This is a genomic window from Paenibacillus sp. RRE4, assembly GCF_031844205.1.
Classification (GTDB): domain Bacteria; phylum Bacillota; class Bacilli; order Paenibacillales; family Paenibacillaceae; genus Paenibacillus; species Paenibacillus xylanexedens_B.
Map to the genome: position 1 here is coordinate 1 of NZ_JAUZUT010000007.1, position 18,562 is coordinate 18,562.

12 protein-coding genes and 1 riboswitch are annotated in these 18,562 nt (G+C 46.3%); of the genes, 5 read left to right on the forward strand and 7 right to left on the reverse strand.

Annotated elements, in window-relative coordinates; genetic code table 11:
- Positions 1–406 precede the first annotated feature (406 nt).
- From Q9R46_RS23100 to Q9R46_RS23130, 7 genes are all read right to left on the reverse strand, one after another.
- The gene (locus tag Q9R46_RS23100; RefSeq protein ID WP_145336233.1) at positions 407–1,783 is read right to left on the reverse strand and encodes an NCS2 family permease; all 1,377 of its coding nucleotides are present in this window, start codon (positions 1,781–1,783) and stop codon (positions 407–409) included.
- 187 nt (positions 1,784–1,970) lie between these two features.
- A riboswitch (purine riboswitch) is annotated at positions 1,971–2,070 on the reverse strand.
- A 450-nt stretch (positions 2,071–2,520) separates the two neighbouring features.
- A complete protein-coding gene (locus tag Q9R46_RS23105; RefSeq protein WP_311282029.1) occupies positions 2,521–4,401 on the reverse strand; it encodes a flagellin in 1,881 nt (626 codons plus the stop codon).
- Positions 4,402–4,569: 168 nt separating this feature from the next.
- Positions 4,570–6,108 carry a glutamine-hydrolyzing GMP synthase gene (guaA, locus tag Q9R46_RS23110; RefSeq protein WP_311281955.1) on the reverse strand — a complete coding sequence of 513 codons (1,539 nt, stop codon included), beginning with the start codon at positions 6,106–6,108 and terminating at the stop codon, positions 4,570–4,572.
- An 823-nt stretch (positions 6,109–6,931) separates the two neighbouring features.
- Positions 6,932–9,604 carry a DUF4129 domain-containing transglutaminase family protein gene (locus tag Q9R46_RS23115; protein WP_311281956.1) on the reverse strand — a complete coding sequence of 891 codons (2,673 nt, stop codon included), beginning with the start codon at positions 9,602–9,604 and terminating at the stop codon, positions 6,932–6,934.
- Entirely contained in the window at positions 9,546–10,943 is a 1,398-nt protein-coding gene (locus tag Q9R46_RS23120) for a DUF58 domain-containing protein (protein WP_311281957.1), read from the reverse strand. Before Q9R46_RS23120 ends, Q9R46_RS23115 begins: the two co-directional genes overlap by 59 nt.
- Complete coding sequence (locus Q9R46_RS23125) at positions 10,940–11,932, reverse strand: AAA family ATPase (RefSeq protein WP_311281958.1); 993 nt, start codon at positions 11,930–11,932, stop codon at positions 10,940–10,942. Before Q9R46_RS23125 ends, Q9R46_RS23120 begins: the two co-directional genes overlap by 4 nt.
- Before the next feature lie 104 nt (positions 11,933–12,036).
- Positions 12,037–13,341, reverse strand: coding sequence for a polysaccharide deacetylase family protein (locus Q9R46_RS23130; RefSeq protein WP_311281959.1), 1,305 nt, complete (start codon positions 13,339–13,341; stop codon positions 12,037–12,039).
- Between the two features lie 264 nt (positions 13,342–13,605).
- Between Q9R46_RS23130 and Q9R46_RS23135 the strand changes: the two genes are divergently transcribed.
- The 5 genes from Q9R46_RS23135 to Q9R46_RS23155 all read left to right on the forward strand — a co-directional run bounded on the left by Q9R46_RS23135 (position 13,606) and on the right by Q9R46_RS23155 (position 18,542).
- On the forward strand, positions 13,606–14,262 hold the full coding sequence (locus Q9R46_RS23135) for a DedA family protein (protein WP_311281960.1): 657 nt from the start codon (positions 13,606–13,608) through the stop codon (positions 14,260–14,262).
- Positions 14,263–14,435: 173 nt separating this feature from the next.
- Positions 14,436–15,950, forward strand: coding sequence for a spore germination protein (locus tag Q9R46_RS23140; RefSeq protein WP_311281961.1), 1,515 nt, complete (start codon positions 14,436–14,438; stop codon positions 15,948–15,950).
- A gap of 20 nt (positions 15,951–15,970) precedes the next feature.
- Positions 15,971–17,170, forward strand: coding sequence for a Ger(x)C family spore germination protein (locus Q9R46_RS23145; protein ID WP_311281962.1), 1,200 nt, complete (start codon positions 15,971–15,973; stop codon positions 17,168–17,170).
- Positions 17,171–17,176: 6 nt separating this feature from the next.
- Positions 17,177–17,413 (forward strand): hypothetical protein, encoded by a 237-nt coding sequence (locus Q9R46_RS23150; RefSeq protein ID WP_154891948.1) that lies wholly within the window; start codon positions 17,177–17,179, stop codon positions 17,411–17,413.
- Between the two features lie 19 nt (positions 17,414–17,432).
- A complete protein-coding gene (locus Q9R46_RS23155) occupies positions 17,433–18,542 on the forward strand; it encodes a GerAB/ArcD/ProY family transporter (RefSeq protein ID WP_311281963.1) in 1,110 nt (369 codons plus the stop codon).
- The last annotated feature ends 20 nt before the right edge of the window (positions 18,543–18,562 follow it).

The following is an 18,562-nucleotide window of genomic DNA, read 5'->3' on the forward strand; positions in this document are numbered from 1 at the left end:
TGAGTTTCTTTCGAAGCTTATTTTGATTTGCTTGCCGCACCGTGTAAACTGTGTTTTCTTGGCCGGAATAAGAATATACCACGTATCACCACCACATGTAAAGCATTATTTTAAAACATCTGAACATTTCATCATTTTCACGAGAACATGCATTTCAGGTCGACTTTACAGCACCCTCTCCCAAATACGTTTCTACTTATTCTCACCGTTGTCCGGAATTATCTTTTCCATTTGAATGACCATATCATTTCATAATACGACTCTTTATCTCTGAGTTAGAGCAACTAAAAGGTTCTGAACTGATCCACTTTTCACCTCACGTTTCAAACTCTTATATAGAAGAAACAACAAAAGCGAAGCTCGATGTGATATCGTAGCTCCGCTTTCTTCATATACAAACCAAAATTTATTCTCCGCCGATAAACACGTAACGGCATATAACGATAACGGCCAGAACCCACATCAACCAATGTATTTTCACTTTACGCTCAGTAACCAAATTACTGAACACAGCCAAAATAACATAGGATACGATACCTGCAGAGATCCCGTTCGCAATCCCACCTGTAAATGGCATCAGTACAATAGTAAGGAATGCAGGGAAAGCCTGCAGAAAATCATCCCACTCAATACTACGAACTTGGCTCATCATAAGTACCCCTACAATAATCAGAGCCGGAGCCGTTGCCGCAGAAGGAACAACCAAAGCAAGTGGCGCGATAAACAAAGCAAGAATGAACAACAAACCTGTCGTTACGGAGGTTAACCCTGTACGCCCACCAGCTTCAACACCCGAAGCACTTTCAACATAAGCCGTAATCGTACTTGTACCCAGTGCCGCACCTGCGCTGACACCGACAGCATCGACGAGCATGGCTTTACCAATCGTTTTCTCACCTTTGGCTTTATCCTTCATAATCCCCATACGTGTTGCCGTTCCAACCATCGTACCGAAGGTATCAAACAGTTCAACGAATGTGAAAATGAAGATGATTTCGAACAATCCAAGGCTAATCGCACCTTTCAGATCAAGTTGCCCGACAGCCAGGTCACTGAAGTTAGGCAGCCAGCTTGCACTGGACAGGCCACTCAAATTGGTTACCCCCATCGGAATACCAATCAGCGTTGTTGCTACGATACCAATCAACAAAGCCCCTTTAACACGCATTACCATAAGGACCGCAATCAGTAGCAAACCAATCAAAGCGAGTAATGCATCATGATGTGTAATAAAGTTCCCAAGAGACAAGTTAAAGCTGCTTCCTGGAATCGGCTGGCTCAAATCTGCATCCGGTGCAACATTCACGGTAACTGCCACCAGATTGGCGAGTTTAAAACCGATAATCGTAATAAAAAGACCGATACCTACGGTGATTGCCATTTTAATGGATTGTGGAACTGCAACAAGCAGCATTTGCCGAACTCGGGTCACGGTCAGAATAATGAACACGATACCCGAAAGGAATACAGCACCGAGGGCTGCCTGCCAGCTGATTGCACCATTCGAACTCAGAACTACGGTCATAAAGTATGCATTCAATCCCATACCCGGAGCAAGCGCAATCGGAACGTTCACGAACAACCCCATAATTATTGTCATCAATCCAGCGCCGACAGCTGTTGCAAAGAATACTGCATTGTCGGACATCCCTGCCCCATTTTGTCCCAAGAACAATGTGTTTACAAAAAGAATGTAAGCCATTGTCATAAAGGTGGTCAGACCCGCAACAATCTCCGTTCTAACATTTGTTCCGTTTTCTTTGAGTTTAAAGAAACGATCCATAATTCACTAACTCCTCCTTAGAGATGTTGAAGCCATAAGTTATATTGAAAAACGACAAATGACCCTGAGAAGTACTTTCCCCAGAGTTCAGCTTGACCAGAAGCAGGCACACGGCCCGTTGACCAAGAACAAAAAAAATTCTAATGTGCGCGGGTGATGTCCCACCGCAGTCATGTAGAATTCATGTGCTTAGCCTGCTCCTCTTCGTAGCCAGATCATTAGGGTGATCTCGTAGAGACTCCCGGGCCAATCCCCAGGATTATACGAATTAGTATGCGCTATTTGTTTGTTTCCCATCATCATTTTAGGAGGGAGCTTCTATTTTGTCAATGATAAAAACGAATGTTTATATTAGATGTCCAGATTAACGTTCGTATTATATGCCAGATTGAACCAGTTTAGCGATTTACAAACCAATTCCAAGTACAGTTGATAGTGTATACAAACAAGAATATGTACATATTTTCAGGACTACATTTAAGATTAGTTCTAATTAGACAAATCAAAAGCCACCCCATTTATCATTGCATCAATACACAAGGTGGCTACATTTATTTATAAATTTTTGTGATAGGGGAAGCTTACCCTTCATTCTGAATAAAGGCAAAGCCCATGATCTTAATATAGGCTGTATCAGGTATGCTAACCTCGATTATGTTTTATGAATGAGATTCACTCTATCAGACCTATGATGCTTGAAAGGAGGATGAAATGAAGTTAAAACACAAATTAACTCCTTATTTTAATAATTGCAAGATCTCCTGCGGTTGTGAATTAGCTTGTGCGAGCATAGCTTGCGCTGCTTGGGACAAAATATTTTTTTGCGTAAACTTCATCATTTCAGTGGCCATATCAGTATCTCTAATTCGAGACTCTGCCGAAGTAATGTTAAGTTCATAGTTCGATGTATTATTGTGTATATGGTCCAAAGCATTCTGGTAAGCTCCAAATTTCGAACGTTCTCTAGAAACAAGGTGCATCGCTTGATCAATTTTTAAAAGTGCTGCATTTGCGTTATCCTTTGTATCCAGATTGATATCATCAATACCAAGCGCTTTCGTCCGAGCATCTGTTAAGGAAATATGAAACGTTTCCCCATGATTGGGACCTACTTGTAATTCAAGAGTTCTACGAGGTAGAGATATATTCTCCAAATTAAAATTAATAATGTCGTTGCTAACCAGTGTATCTAGACTGGACATTGTAAAACTTCCATCGGTATTGCCTATCAAACTGTAACTATGTGAATAGTCAGAACCACCTTCAATAGCAAATACAGCAAGTTCCGTCCCACTAGAATTAAACATGGATATGTGATATTTTCCATCCAGTCTTCCTGCGACTACGTAGTTGCCATCGGTTCCTTGTACAATACTATGTAATACACTATCTTGAGACGTTTGGTTAGACATGTTTTTTTGCCAAACAATATTCCCCGCTTGATCTACCTTGTATATTAATCCACTTCTTTTTGTGGAATCGTTATATGAACCTACAATGATTGCCCCACCGTCACTTGTTGCAATTGCATCCAGTCCTTCATCATCCCCTGTGGATCCCACCCTTAGATCCCATTGCGGTCTTAAATCCTTATCATATTTCATGATCCAACTTGAGTCATCTGAATAAACACTTCCAATTTTCAGACTAGATTTACCGACAGCTAAAAAACCACCATCAGCGGTTTCAATAATTTTACTGAACTCGTCTCCTCCATACCCCACAGGAACGGATTGAGATGATCCATTAACAGAAGTCGCTATTTGTACACCCATGCTATCAAATTTAGCAACAATACCGTCCCAATTTTGTATACCTGAACCAATTCCTGCAACAACAAACGATCCATCCTTGGTTTCAATAACTTCTTTTCCTTCAATCGTATATATTCCAGATATGCTAGAATCCCATTGTCGGTTTAAATTTCTATCTAGTTTAATAATCTGTATTTTTTCATCATCAGGTGCCAATGATTTGTTAGCTAAAACAATATAACCTCCATCTCTCGTTTCCTTTATACTTTCTACTCTTAGGGAAGTAAACGATTCATACCATAAGGGTACTCCTTCACTATTTATCTTGAAATAACTGCCCGATCCACTAACTCCAATATAACCTCCATCTGCAGTTTTAGACAGCTCCCTGCTACCTGCATTATAAGTCCAATTAAGCTTTACCTCACCCTTTATTGGTTCGAGTATTTCAGCCTCATCGTTAAGCAACTTAATTCCATTAAAATATGTATTATTAGCGATTTCATTTATATCTTGCTTAATTTGTTCTGTCTCTAATTGAATCATTTTACGATCGGCGTCCGTTAATGTTCCATTTGCAGATTGAACAGCAAGTTCTTTAAGCCTTAAAAGATTAGGGTCTTGGATACTACCAAGTGCCCCTTCGGCCGTTTGAACCAGAGAAACACCATCCATTATATTTCTACTCGCTTGAGCTAATCCTCGGATCTGCGCGCGCATTTTTTCTGAGATTACAAGTCCAGCAGCATCATCTGCTGCTTGATTAATCTTCAAACCCGTTGACAATTTTGATAGTGATTTTGAACTGGCTTTAGTATTATTATTTAATTGATTCAGACTTTTCATTGCAGCAATATTGTGCATTATTCTCAATTAACATCCCCCCCACTCAACAATATTATCGGTAAAAATCAAAGAAACTTGAATCGAAACTGTAAAAAATTCCATTTACTAAATAAAATGCTCTCTACATCCATTAATACTACAAGGATAGTAGAGAGCACAAGTTCAATGCAATAATATAATTTTATCCTATTCCCACTCAATCGTTGCAGGCGGTTTAGAAGTTACGTCATAGACGATACGGTTGACGTTGTCCACTTCGTTAACGATCCGTACAGAGATTTTCTCCAGCACATCCCAAGGAATACGGGCCCAGTCGGCAGTCATGCCATCGATGGATGTTACGGCACGGATACCTACCGTGTAGGAATACGTACGCGCGTCACCCATAACGCCAACACTCTTCATGTTAGGCAGGGCGGTGAAGTATTGCCAGATTTCGCGGTCAAGACCGGCTTTGGCGATTTCTTCACGCAGGATGTAGTCGGAATCACGAACAATTTTCAGTTTCTCTTCCGTCACTTCGCCAAGTACACGGATCGCGAGACCCGGACCAGGGAAAGGCTGACGGTGTACGATTTCGTCCGGCAAGCCACACTCCGTACCTACTTTACGTACTTCGTCTTTAAATAGTGTATTCAAAGGCTCGATCAGCTTGAAGTTCATGTCTTCCGGCAGACCGCCCACGTTGTGGTGGGATTTGATTGTCTGTGCCGTAGCCGTACCACTCTCTACGATGTCCGTATACAGTGTACCTTGAGCCAGGAATTCGAAGTCATCGAACTGCTTGGACTCTTCATCAAATACGTAAATAAATTCGTTACCGATAATTTTACGTTTTTGTTCCGGATCATCCACGCCAGCCAGCTTGGACATGAAACGTTCTTGTGCATCGATTTTGACAACCTTCATATCGAACTTGCCAACAAACGTCTCCATTACACTCTCTGCTTCACCTTTACGTAGCAAACCGTGGTCGATAAACATACATGTCAGCTGATCGCCGATCGCCTTGTGCAGCAATGCTGCCACAACGGAAGAATCCACACCACCGCTGAGTGCGCACAGTACTTTGCCGTCGCCCACTTTTTCACGAATATCTCTAATCGTGTCATCAATAAAGGTTTCCATCGTCCAGTTGCCTTCGCAACCACAGATTTCGAACAGGAAGTTGCGAATCATCTCGTTACCGCGAACGGAGTGACGTACTTCCGGGTGGAACTGCACTGCATACAATTTGCGCTCGTCGTTACTCATCGCAGCGATTGGCGCACTTTCCGTGCCTGCATCCAGTTTGAAACCCGGAGGCAATGTGACAACGTGGTCACCGTGACTCATCCATACGGTATGTTCACCTTCAATGCCTTTAGCCAGTGCAGCACCTTCGGCAAACGCCAGATCAGCTTTACCATATTCACGCTTCTCGGAGCGCTCTACTTTCCCCTCAAGCTGCTGTGCCATCAGTTGCATGCCATAACAGATTCCGAAGATTGGCAGTCCAAGATCGTAGACACCCGGATCAACGTGTGGTGCATTCTCAGCGTATACGCTGGATGGACCGCCGGAGAATACGATTCCTTTTGGCGCCAATTCGGCAATTTTCTCCGCAGGTGTGTTATATGGCAAAAGCTCGCTGTATACGCCAAGATCCCGGATTCTTCTGGCGATTAACTGGTTGTATTGGCCTCCAAAGTCAAGGACAACCACAATTTCATTTTGCTTATTCATTACCGTGCCTCCCTCAATTAATGAAACTAATTATACGCAACGACAAAACCTACCGTCAAGGAAAGACAAAACTCCATTTTTCAGGCACATAGTGCGACGGTGTGACATCAGGCGACAGTCCCTGCCATTCTCGAACTCGAATCTCCTGGATGCACTTTTGTTCAATATTGTCTGCACATATGCTCCACCCCTTATGTCCTCTTATAATTGGATAAAAGAACCGATTTCATCCGCCGGATATGTAGAATAAGAGCCATCTAAAGATATCGTGCTAACGGAGGTGGTGACTTGGTTAGTTTGAGTATAAAGTTTGCTATGGAGTTTTGGTATCGAGTTCGAGTATCACATCTAAGCATCAAATGTGCTGCTGGCATCCCCGAATGATATTGAACACGCTAACGATCACACCGAACCTTATTTTGCACTCTAAGTAGTGCTTGAAAATCTAACGATCCTCAGAAGCGCTATTTGGACTAAAACGCCCAAAAACTGGCGAAAATGTCGTCTTTTCAAGTAAATAAGGTTTCTGGTGATCGTTAGAATTTTAGACTGGCAAAAAAGGGCTAAATAGCGTCGCTGGTGATCGTTAGAGATTGTGAAGTCTAATCTCGGGCCACTGAGGTTTGAAAATAGACTATTGTCTGGACCAATGTCAAGAAAGTAGACACTTACGCGACGGATTCGTCCGTAAATTTCTTCGCAAAACGAGCAGGGGAAAGATAACCTAGCGCACCATGCATTCGCTCCGTTTGCAATTTGATAGAGTGTTGGTTTAAATAAGAAAAATCTCGTTCACCCTTGGGCAAACGAGACTGGTCATGACTTAGCGCTGACGTCTGGGGGAGTGCCGGGCCAGGCGAAGTGCCCGGCGCAAGAAATCGAGACTGTCCGCACGTAGCGGACGGTCTGGCCCGTATAGCAGCCGCTCCCAGTCGGCTGCAAAGCGCGCGATGTCCGCGCCGTCCGTGCCCGCGGCCACGGCGGGTGACGCTGCGTATTCCCGCAGCGTCATGCCCGGCGGCCGCGGGCCGTACCGGCGCGCAAGCGCGTTCCAGACCGGAGCGGCAGCCTGCAGCAGCCGCTCGCGGTCCGGGAAGCTGCTGCGCGGCCACGCCAGCAGCAGCCTAAGCTGCAGCGCGGGGCGAAGCCGCCGCGCGCAGGCCCATGCAGCGGCGCACAGCAGCGCCGCTGCCGCAAGTGCCGTCGCGGCCGCCCACGGCGCCGCGACAAGGGAACGTGCGTGAGCGGCAAGCCAAGCGCCCGCACGTTCCAGCCCGCTGCCTGTACCCGGCAGCGGGGCTTCGTCGCCTGGCTGTGCCAAGGCGACCCCTGCGGCACTGGCATCCAGAGCCTGCGCCGAATCAAACCCCGGCGTAGCCTCAAACGGCACCCAGCCCACGCCGGGAAAATACACCTCCACCCAGGAATGGGCATCCCCCTGGGTGACAACCACTTGCCCCGGGTTCTGCGGGTCCGCTTGTCCTGAGGCGTAGCCTTTCACCCAGCGTGCCGGTATCCCCTCGGCACGAAGTAACACAACCATGGCGGTGGAAAAATGGTTACAATACCCCGCACGGGTCACAAATAAAAAATCATCCACAAAATCCGTCCCTCGTGGCGGCATTCGGGTATCCAGCGTGTACCGGGCGTTCGCTTTCAGATAACTGCGCACGGCCTGTACAGCATCGTACCGTGTTGTACTTGAACCGATAATCTCGGTAGCAAGATCCCTTACCCTTTGCGGAAGTGTATCTGGAAGCTGTAGATCCTTTCGGCGAATAGAGGCAGGATCGGATGGATTATTCACTCCAGCATGCTTCTGTTCGCTCACGCTAAAATTCTTCTTGTCATCCTTACTGTCCTTGCCTTCCTTGCCAGCACTCTTCCCATCCATCCCTACACGCTGTCGAAGCTGTTCTGCTGTCACATTCGGAACCATCACATCTACCGCATAATGCTGGACAAGCTCATTCCTGTCTCTTCCTCCTGCAAGCCACAAGGTGCCCGTATCTTCATTAGAGAGCAGTCTCTTTTCATTCTTTTTATTAAGGACATCACCATCTTGAAAAGACAAACTTACCGGCAACCCTCCCGTAAAAAGCGGATTCGGACCACGCCACTCCCGTTCCATCGTGATGATCTGACGAACACGCTGCCAGTACGGATGCTCCTCCCATCCATCGGAACGTAGCAGACCCGATGAGTTAACATAACGGAAGCGCTGCTCCGTATCACTCCAGGCACTTCCATTGTAGTAGGAACGAGTCTCCCCGCGCCAATACGTAGAGACAGGCGTTTTTGCCACAAATACAGGTTCATTTCCTTGTACCAGGGGTGCCCCCATTGGCGCATCAACGGTGCTATATCCCGTCACACTCAGCGAAGCCGGTACACTGCCTGAAGGAATGTATCCTGCCCATCTAGCCAAACGTTCGACCGTATCCATAACAGAGAGTTGTCCGGCAGGTGACACAACACTGAGCCGTGCAGGAAGTGTAGATATCAACACCACACAGACCGCCGTGCCCACAGATACAGCCATCCAATATAGATAAATCTTACTTCGTATCCGATTAGAGCTGTTCTTGTTACGTTGTGCCACCTTTCTGCGATCACTTGGGTATACACCTTGGTTTTCGCCTTGGTTTGTACTCTGGTGTGTATTTTGCTTTATACTCTGGTTTGCACCTTCGTTTGTACCTTGAAGTACACCTTGGATCATGCCTCGATTTTCAGTTTCATGTGCACTTTTCTGATCCTGCGCATTTCGTTCATGACCTGTGCCTTCCGAAAGGCGCAGCAGGTGAAGCATGCCCTGAATGCACAGCAGCCAGCATACCGAACGAACCACCGAGCCATAAGCATCATATCCGACAACAATCTCCAGCAGGATCAGATAAACTAATGTTCCCGTGCCAAACAGAGATATGCTACGACGAAGCAATACGAGGTACTGTACCGAGGCGAGCAACATGCTCCAGCCGCACAACATGAATAATCCTCTGGTTTCCCTGCTCATCACACGAAAACGTCCTGTATCGATCCACTGTCCCAGATCAGCATTAAGTATCCCCGGGTAGGATAAGCCCCATTCGATCGGATGACTGCCTCCGTACATTACACACAGTGCAACGTATATCATAGGGATGCGTAGCGCAATGCTGCCCATCCAGCCTGTACGCAGCAGGCCAACGGATAGAAGGATGGCTGAATAGCCAGCCATGACAGCCGAAAATCGCTCACTGCCTTCTTGATCACCAGATGTCACAGGATATATCCATTCCATACACAATATGAGCAATCCCACTGTGATAAGCCATAGATATAACACAGGAGTTGTTAGATACATAGACGAAAATAACGGCGAATTTAATTCCGATCGCTGTGTCTGCACTGCCTGTTCAGACAGAACTACAGATTCGGGCTGCTGTTTCATTTTACGCTCCCACATCAACAATCCCTGCCTTTCCGCCATGCCAAGACCCAACGGTTCCAATAGACTCCTGATAGACAATTTTTACCCCTTTGGATACAAGGCGTTCAGTCCACACTTGCGAACGATTCGCCTGTACTACTGACGGACTCAGCACAGCTGATGCACCAGATTGTTCCTTCCCGTCACCCGCCGTGCCTCTCATCTGTCCGTTCATGGTTAGATGGACTCTCGCCTGGAAGCCAAGTGCCGACGCATATTCAAGCCATGCAACCAAACGTTCATCCAGCTGTCCGGTAAAGACCAGAATACTTGACCCGTATGAAAGATGCTCCAGTCTGTCAACGCCAAGTTGCTCTCCAATCGATCCCTGTTCCTGATGTAAACGTGCATAAGCAAGCCGTCTTAACGCATGATCCAGACTGTTGGCTTGTTGCCCATGAACACTCCGGCTTCCACCAGCATCATTCCGACTACGGTTTGTTTGTGCTTCATGCCTTGCATCCTCTTCTAACGACATGTCATGTTTACTTGCAAGCTCATCTCCACTTAACCAAAGCTCACAAGGCATTTGTGCATCTGTTGCCTCACGTACCCAACTCGCCGCACCGAGCACTGCTCGTTCGAACAATTCCTGCCTTTCCTGATGAATTTCCTGGCTACGTTCTCCCGCCCCAACCCCCTCATATCCTGAGCACTCTTCGTATACCATGATCGCGAGTGAGGTACTTTGTGGCATATCAGGAAGCAGCGTATGCAACTTTCCGCTTCTCGCCGCGCTCTTCCAATGAATTCGGTTAAACGGATCCCCGTGTTGATATTCACGAATTTCTGTTCCGGGTATACCTTGCAATGGATGTTGCACACCCACGCCTTCGCCATGACCCGTCCAGGCTTCCGGCCAGATTGGTGTTGTAGCATTCCCGGTCCCGGGCACCACCACAACAGGCTCTTCACCCTTAATTGTGGCGTAGGCTCTGCTCCACCCAAAAATATCGCCCCAGTATACTCGCCCTTCCTGCCAAACATGCACTCCTCGGGTAAGACCTGTTATCTCATACTGATAAGACCATCGTCTTTTCAAACCTGGAAAAAGCAATTTACGATGTATACCCCCAGGGGTGTTATCACATACCACGAGCCATAATAGTGGAAGCGGACACCTCATCTGTAACTCAACCCGAACGCGGATGCTTTCTCCCGCTGTGATCTGCCCTTGTCGTAAGTGTCTGTTGATAACAATCTGACGGGGACCAAACACACGTAGGAGTATTCCATATACCACAACAAGCACGGATACCGTTGCCAAGAACAACGCTGATTTTCCACCATGCCAGAAATAGAGACCACCCAGAAGAACAGCCATTAACATATGAGCTATACTTCCGCGAAACCCTCTCATGCGCGTCGTCCCCTTCCCTGCCCACTCATCTGCACGGGTACAGGAACAGACGACAATACTTCACGGATGACTTGCTCTTGAACTGCGCTTCCATCCGCTCTGTTCATTGATTTCAACTGAATTCGGTGGGCGAGAACCGGTACAGCGAGGGATTGCACATCATCTGGCACAACGTAACTGCGACCTTGTAAGTAGGCATATGCCTGCACAGCCGTCATCCAGGCCAGCGTTCCCCGGGGACTGATGCCCAGTCTTACGGCGTCATGACTTCTCGTAGCCACAGCGACAGCGACAAGATATTGCTTGATCACGGCATCCACATGTACCTGCCTCACTTCACGTTGCATGGCCACCACTTCTTCAGCCAGCATAATCGGACGCATGTTCTCTAACATATCCTTGCTACGCTCACGAGAAAGCAGTTCTACCTCCTGCTCCGGCTCAGGATATCCCAGTGTAATCCGCATCATGAAGCGATCCAACTGCGCTTCCGGCAAACGATAGGTGCCTTCAAACTGCAACGGGTTCTGTGTTGCAAGCAGCAGAAACGGCTTTGGCAATACGTGAGTTGTGCCGTCTACGGTCACACTGCGTTCCTCCATGGCTTCCAATAACGAAGACTGTGTACGGGGAGATGCCCGATTAATCTCATCCGCAAGCACGATATTGTTCATCAGCGGTCCGGGCCTGAAGCTAAACTCTCCTGTAGGAGCGTGATATATAGATACACCCGTCACATCGGCTGGCATGACATCGGATGTACATTGAATACGCCCCATCGCACAGCTTAAAGATGAAGCCACGGTGCGAATCAGCATCGTTTTTCCTGTACCCGGTACGTCCTCCAACAGAACATGGCCTTCACTAAGCATTGCGGCAATGATATATTGAATTTCCTGTTTCTTGCCAATGATTACATCAGCAATTCGATCGCTGAGCCTTTTTAACAGTTCGGTAGCATGATCATGCTCTATTCGCACTCTGGTCACGTGAACCACACTCTCCTTCCTTGCCTATGAATCGTGATTATCATAATCTATGATTCATTGTTGCCCGGAAGTAGAGAGAATAGTCAGATGAACTGCTGTTTCTTTCAAATTATGCTATAAAAATGTCCATGCTCCATAGACGTCCAAGGTGGCTCCACGGTAATTACCCACTCACTGTTCTTGGATTGGACTGTATACTGCTTTGCTCCAAGCTGCTCTATCAAATCACCTGCTGATACCCAGATCGTGCCTTCACGGCTCTCCATCACAGCTTGAACCGTCAGGCCATCCTGAATATTCAATCGTTTGGACGTCAATGTACCCATCGCCGGATTAATTTGGACTATGCGATCCTTCCACCATGTGGTTGCAATACCTGAGGTTTGATCCCAGCTTATACTGCCTCCCAGCTTGTTCATATAACTTCGCAAGGGAACCATTATCGTCTGGTCTTTGAAGCGATATTCGTCCGGCTTGAGTTCGACGGTCATATATCCCAATTCAATTTTGAGCGGTTTGGCTACGATCCATTGCGCAGCGTTTGTGTTTACATGTTTGGTAATCCAGCTAGCAGATGGAGACTGGCGAACCTTATATTTCACCGCAGGTTTGACCTGGAATTGAACAGGTTTGTCTGAAGCCTGCATCACTTCAAAACGGTACCCCTGCTGTTTGTAGTATTGAATGATATCCGGCAGTGCCTTTACTGTCTCGGCATGCGCACCTCCATCATGCATCAGCACAACAGCAGAAGACATTCCTGCTGGCACATCAGTTGCACGAGCGACGATGTCGCTAGCGGGCACATTTCTCCGCTTGGAATCACCGCTGTCTACGTTCCAGTCCATGACAGCGTATCCTCCCTTTTTCAACAGATCAAAATACGTATGGTCAAAATGTCCGTATGTTCCACCAGGCGCTCTGACAAGTGCAGGGCGAAAACCCACAATGTTGTTAATGATATCTTCCGTGCGCTTAATCTGCTGCCAGAACGTTTCAAAGTTCCGGTACAACTCGTTGTATTCATGGTTATATGTATGATTGCCGATGGCATGTCCTTCACTTACGATTCTTTTGATCATTCCCGGCATACATTCTGCATGCTCTCCCAGCACATAAAAAGTAGCAGGAACATGCTCATCGCGTAAAATATTCAATACCTCAGACGTATGTTTGCCCGGGCCATCGTCAAAGCTCAAATAGACAACCTTGTCTGATGTTTTACTTTTCCCCGCTGCTGCGGCAGACGGCACGCTTGCTCCGAACATATCTGTCAGCAGTAATGTAGCAAGTGTGAACCATATAGATAAACACTTCCACACACGTACTCTCCCACAGGAACGAGTTGAAGTTTGCTGCGCCATAAGTTGCCCATTTCGTTGCGTCATTTCGTGAGATTCCTGCGCCATTTGTAATTCACCCTCCAGCACTCTATTGAATTTGCTGATAGACTTCAGCAGATTTGTTAGAATTATATGGAGGCAGATCATAAAAAAGACATCATTTCATCTATTATTTGCAACAAATATTTGCAACAAAAACACTTGGCTTCGATACGGGGACATTGATTCTTCATTCGCAATTCGGTAGCATTAGGAAATAACGAACATGAAACGGGCATGTCTCTACCTCGAAGGCCTGATTCATATGACACCACCAGGAGTGTGAATCTATTGGAATTACTTGAGAAGGTCCAGCAACTATTCGGGTCTTACGGATACAGTGTATTGTTCTTCGGCCTGTTGCTGGAGTTTATCGCACTTCCCTTCCCGGGCGAAACAACGATGGCTTATGCAGGTTACCTGTCCTACAGAGGACAGCTTGATTTCGGAACACTCATCATTTTGGCGTTTCTCGGGACAACGATTGGCATGACTATTACGTATTTTATTGGGGCCAAAGCCGGTATTCCTTTTATCATTAAATATGGAAAGTGGGTTTTACTCAAACCGGACAAGCTGGATAAAACGCAAAAGTGGTTTGCCAAATATGGCAATGGTCTGATATTCATCGGATATTTCATCCCCGGCGTCCGCCATTTCACCGGTTATTTCTCCGGTATTGCCGCGATTCCGTTTCGCAAGTTCGCTCTGTACGCTTATTCTGGTGCTTTATTCTGGGTGGTGTTATTCCTGGGAATCGGCAAAGTGTTTGGTCCTAGCTGGAGCGTGGTATTCTCACTGGCTCATCAATATACGGCATACATTCTTGCCTTCGTTGCATTGCTTGTGATCGCTGGCATCCTCTATCGTTACCGTCAAGCCTTGTTTGCACGTTACCGTCGCAAGCGCCTCCCTGTTCGTCAGCGTCAAAAACAAAATGCGGACTAATGATGCGTCCATTGAACCTTAAAAATACAGAAGCCGTGAATATGCGGCTTCTTTTTGTTTGCTTTTATTGGGATATAAAGACCAGATATCCTTTCATTCATATTTTTTTCATAAACTAAAACACTCCCGGTCATACTACTTGCAAATAAAGGATGGGTGAGGGGGAGAACTGGATGGCTACAGATACACAAATAGCACACAAAACGCAGGCCATTCATCCAAATCTGGCTGAAAATATTGCCTACTGCAAAAAGATGATGGGGAATAGCAATGACTTGATGATTCGTCCATTGCAGAGCCTGCACAAATGGCCTTCCATGCTGTTATACATTGATGGGCTCGTCGATACCAAAGTGGTCAATCAGGCCGTTCTTCAACCCTTGATGCAAGAACGCAACCTGCCTGATTTCTCAGCGGACGACGAACATTTAAGTTATCTCCAAAACGACGTTCTTACCGCTAGTGATGTGATGTTCATTGATGACATGGATGATGTGTTGAAAGCCATGCTGGCCGGTGAAGCCATTCTGCTACTGGATGGCTCTACTCGGGGACTCAAAATCGGCGCTGCCGGTTGGGAAGACCGCCCTGTAGGTGAACCCGTTTCGCAAACCGTTGTGCGTGGTCCAATGGAAGGTTTTACGGAAAACTTGCGTACGAATACCGCACTGATTCGCAAGCGGATTCGTGATCCGCAGCTTTGGATCGAGGAGCATGAGATTGGACGGGTCACCAAAACCCGAGTGGCGGTCGTATATCTGGAGCATACCGTTAACGAAGATGTCGTTGATGAGCTTCGCAGACGGCTGGGTGAGATTGATATCGATAGTATTCTGGAGAGCGGGTACATCGAGGAACTGATTCAGGACAAAACCATGACGATCTTTCCGACGGTCTACAACAGCGAACGCCCGGATACGATATGTGCTGCACTGCTTGAAGGGCGAGTTGGCATCATCATAGATGGCACACCGTTTGTTCTGCTTGTGCCTGCATTATTCATGCACTTTTTTCAATCTCCTGAAGATTATTATCAGCGTGCCGACATCAGCTCTCTTGTTCGCTTGTTGCGATATTTGTCGTTTCTGATTGCCATGCTAGCCCCATCCTTTTATATCGCTATTTCGACATTTCATCAGGAGATGTTACCAACTACCTTGTTGATCAGTCTGGCTGCACAACGGGAAGGTGTCCCCTTTCCAGCTTTTATTGAAGCCGTTCTGATGGAACTGACCTACGAAATTTTGCGAGAAGCGGGCATTCGAATTCCGAGAACGGTCGGACAGGCCGTATCCATCGTAGGCACACTTGTTATCGGGCAGGCCGCGGTAGAGGCAGGCGTTGTGTCTGCAGCGATGGTTATTATTGTTTCTATCACTGCCATTTCCAGCTATGTCATTCCTGAGAACGGATTATCTATTTCGGTTCGTATTTTGCGTTTTATTCTGATGATAGCAGCGGCGGCGTTTGGTTTCTATGGCATTCTGATTCTGCTACTCATTACGCTGACTCACCTTTGCAGCTTGCGCTCTTTTGGGATCTCTTACATGTCTCCTTTTGCGCCTTTCATTCAGAATGATCTGAAAGATACGCTGTTCCGTGTTCCCTGGTCGCATATGAAAACTCGCCCATTATCAAACGGCACTTCGAACGTAACGAGGCAGAAACGTAAAAAAAACAAGCGTTAGTGAAGGCAGGAGAAAAGGTTATGATGAAATGTTTACGTATCATGCTATCCCTCATCGTTATATTGCCGTTACTAAGCGGGTGTTGGGATCGCCAGGAGCTGAATCAGCTCGGGATTATGCTGGGTCTGGGTGTAGACCGAGACGGTGACCAGATCAGAGTTAGTGCACAGGTTGTTGTGCCTCGTGAAGTCGCCAAAGGTCAAGGCGGCAATGGAACACCCGTTACCCAATATCAAGCCAGCGCCCGCACACTGCTGGAGGCTATTCAGAAGCTTACCCAGACAAGCCCTCGTGCCATTTTTATGGCTCATATCCGGGTGTTGGTTTTCGGAGAAGAGTTTGCACGCAAAAACGGTATATACGATGTGATCGAAGCTCTTTTAAGAGAGCCTGACGTGCGTCCGGACTATTATGTAATGATAGCTCGCAAAACAACCGCTTCTAACATTTTGAACGTACTCACACCACTAGAAAATCTTCCGTCAGAAAAACTGTTCAATGCACTCGATATTTCTGCTAAAAGCTGGGCTCCAACGACAACCGTGACCAGTGACAAGCTGATGCAGTATATTCTCACACCCAGCATGTCCCCTGTTATTACTGGTATTGAGCTTATTGGAGATCAAGAGAAAAGCGGTGAGACCAAAAATGTCCAGAGCATAGAACCTCCGGCTACTCTTCAATTCGCTGGTCTTAGCGTGTTTCAAAAAGACAAACTGATCGGTTGGCTTAGTGAGGATGACTCCAAAGGCTACAACTATATTCGTGACAACGTGAAATCAACGATTGGCCCAACCAAATGTCCAAAAGGAGGTTATGTCACCCTGAAAACGTTGCGTACCTCCACCGACCACAAAGTCAAACTGGTTCGGGGCGAACCTCAAATCAGTCTGAAAGTCAACACCGTCTCCGTTATTGGTTCCGTAGATTGTGATATGGAGATCGGTTCCATGGAAGCCATCAAACAATTGGAAGAACTGGCGCAAGATCGGATCGTTGAACTGATGAAAGGTACGGTGAGTCTCGTTCGCAGCAAATATAAAGTGGATATCTTCGGTTTTGGACAAGACATTTATCACAAGTACCCGAAAATCTACAAAAGAGAAGAAAAGAACTGGGATAAGTACTTTCAAAATTTAGACGTCACATATGAAGCAAACGTACAGATCCGTCGTATAGGGACGTTGGATAATTCATTTAATAAAAAAGCCAAGGAGTGAGCACGCTTGCTGCTATCGATTGCAGTTGTCATTGTCGGGTGCCTGATGGGGGTGATTGATCTACCCAAGTTATGGAAAAAGAAGGAATGGAAAGAAATCACCGTCTATTCCTGTTTACTGCTGACAGGCACCTTTTTTGGTGTTGTCGCGGTGAATCTATGGGAGTTTCCAAGCCCGCTATACATTATCATCTGGATTTACAAACCCGTGAATCAATTACTGGCCTATATTACAGGGAGCTAGCCAAAAGGGAGTTGACAACATGCTGGAACAAGGTCGCCTTGGCATTAGACAATTATGTATCTTGACTATTTTGATCATTGCCGGTGACATGATGATGATCTACCCCTCGGTTATCGCAACCTTTTCGGGGCAAAATGCTTGGCTTTATGCTTTTATCGGTGTTCCTCTTGGCATGGGGTTGATGTATCTTTTCGTCAAACTTGCAGACACGTATCCCAATGAAAATTTGATTGGCGTTTTTCGCAAAATCCTTGGATTTTGGCCAGGTACGGTGTTATCCCTGTTCTACCTGATGTATTTTATTTTTAGCTCTGCAGCACAATCTCGGGTCGTTGGTGATTTCATGACCAGTCAGATTTTTTTGTATACCCCCATTCGGGCTGTACTTCTGATTTTTCTCATTCCCATCGGTTGGGCACTGTATAACGGACTAGAAAGCATTGGGCGAAGCAGTGAAATTCTCGTGCCCATCATTACTATTTTTATGTTTGTTTTAGTGGTCTTTTTGTTGCCCGAGGTACAATTAAACCAGCTTGTACCCTTTACGGACACCACCTTCAGCCAGTTTACGCATGGGATTGTGATCGGTTTTATCTATCCGGTTGGTGAAGCCCTTCCCATTCTGATGATCCTCCCCTATGCAAATCAAGAAGCCCATCGTACTCGTGATCTTATGATATCTGCCGGATTTGGCAATCTGCTCATGGCTATTCTGGTGACGATCTCCATGCTGGTAGTGGGACTTTTTCTTACACAGCACACGATCTTTGGTTCATTTGTATTAGTCCAAAAAATCAATATAGCCAACTTCTTTCAACGAATTGAAGTGCTCATGGCCTCGTCCTGGCTGATATCCACCTATTTTAAATCCACCGTTTATCTGTATGCCTTTGTTCTTGGTATCGCTGAACTTTTTCGCCTCAAGAGCTACCATTTTCTCATTCTGCCATGCGTACTGATTGTATATGCGCTGTCTAACCTCGTGACACCCAATATCGTTTTTTTTAACACAACGGTCATTCCCTATTGGCTGGAGTGGGATTTAACGGTGAGTCTGATCTTACCTGTCCTGCTGTTAATCATTCATCAAATCAAGTCCAAATTATCATTTAATAAAGGCAGAACTTAAAGATAATCGAAGGAGGGTAC

What these genes read in the sequence shown, in the direction of transcription:
- Q9R46_RS23120 (WP_311281957.1), bottom strand. Translation starts at nt 10,943, where the DNA reads ATGAGAGGGTTTCGCGGAAGTATAGCTCATATGTTAATGGCTGTTCTT.
- Q9R46_RS23145 (WP_311281962.1), top strand. Translation starts at nt 15,971, where the DNA reads ATGATGAAATGTTTACGTATCATGCTATCCCTCATCGTTATATTGCCG.
- Q9R46_RS23105 (WP_311282029.1), bottom strand. Translation starts at nt 4,401, where the DNA reads ATGCACAATATTGCTGCAATGAAAAGTCTGAATCAATTAAATAATAAT.
- Q9R46_RS23100 (WP_145336233.1), bottom strand. Translation starts at nt 1,783, where the DNA reads ATGGATCGTTTCTTTAAACTCAAAGAAAACGGAACAAATGTTAGAACG.
- Q9R46_RS23155 (WP_311281963.1), top strand. Translation starts at nt 17,433, where the DNA reads ATGCTGGAACAAGGTCGCCTTGGCATTAGACAATTATGTATCTTGACT.
- Q9R46_RS23130 (WP_311281959.1), bottom strand. Translation starts at nt 13,341, where the DNA reads ATGGCGCAGGAATCTCACGAAATGACGCAACGAAATGGGCAACTTATG.
- guaA (WP_311281955.1), bottom strand. Translation starts at nt 6,108, where the DNA reads ATGAATAAGCAAAATGAAATTGTGGTTGTCCTTGACTTTGGAGGCCAA.
- Q9R46_RS23140 (WP_311281961.1), top strand. Translation starts at nt 14,436, where the DNA reads ATGGCTACAGATACACAAATAGCACACAAAACGCAGGCCATTCATCCA.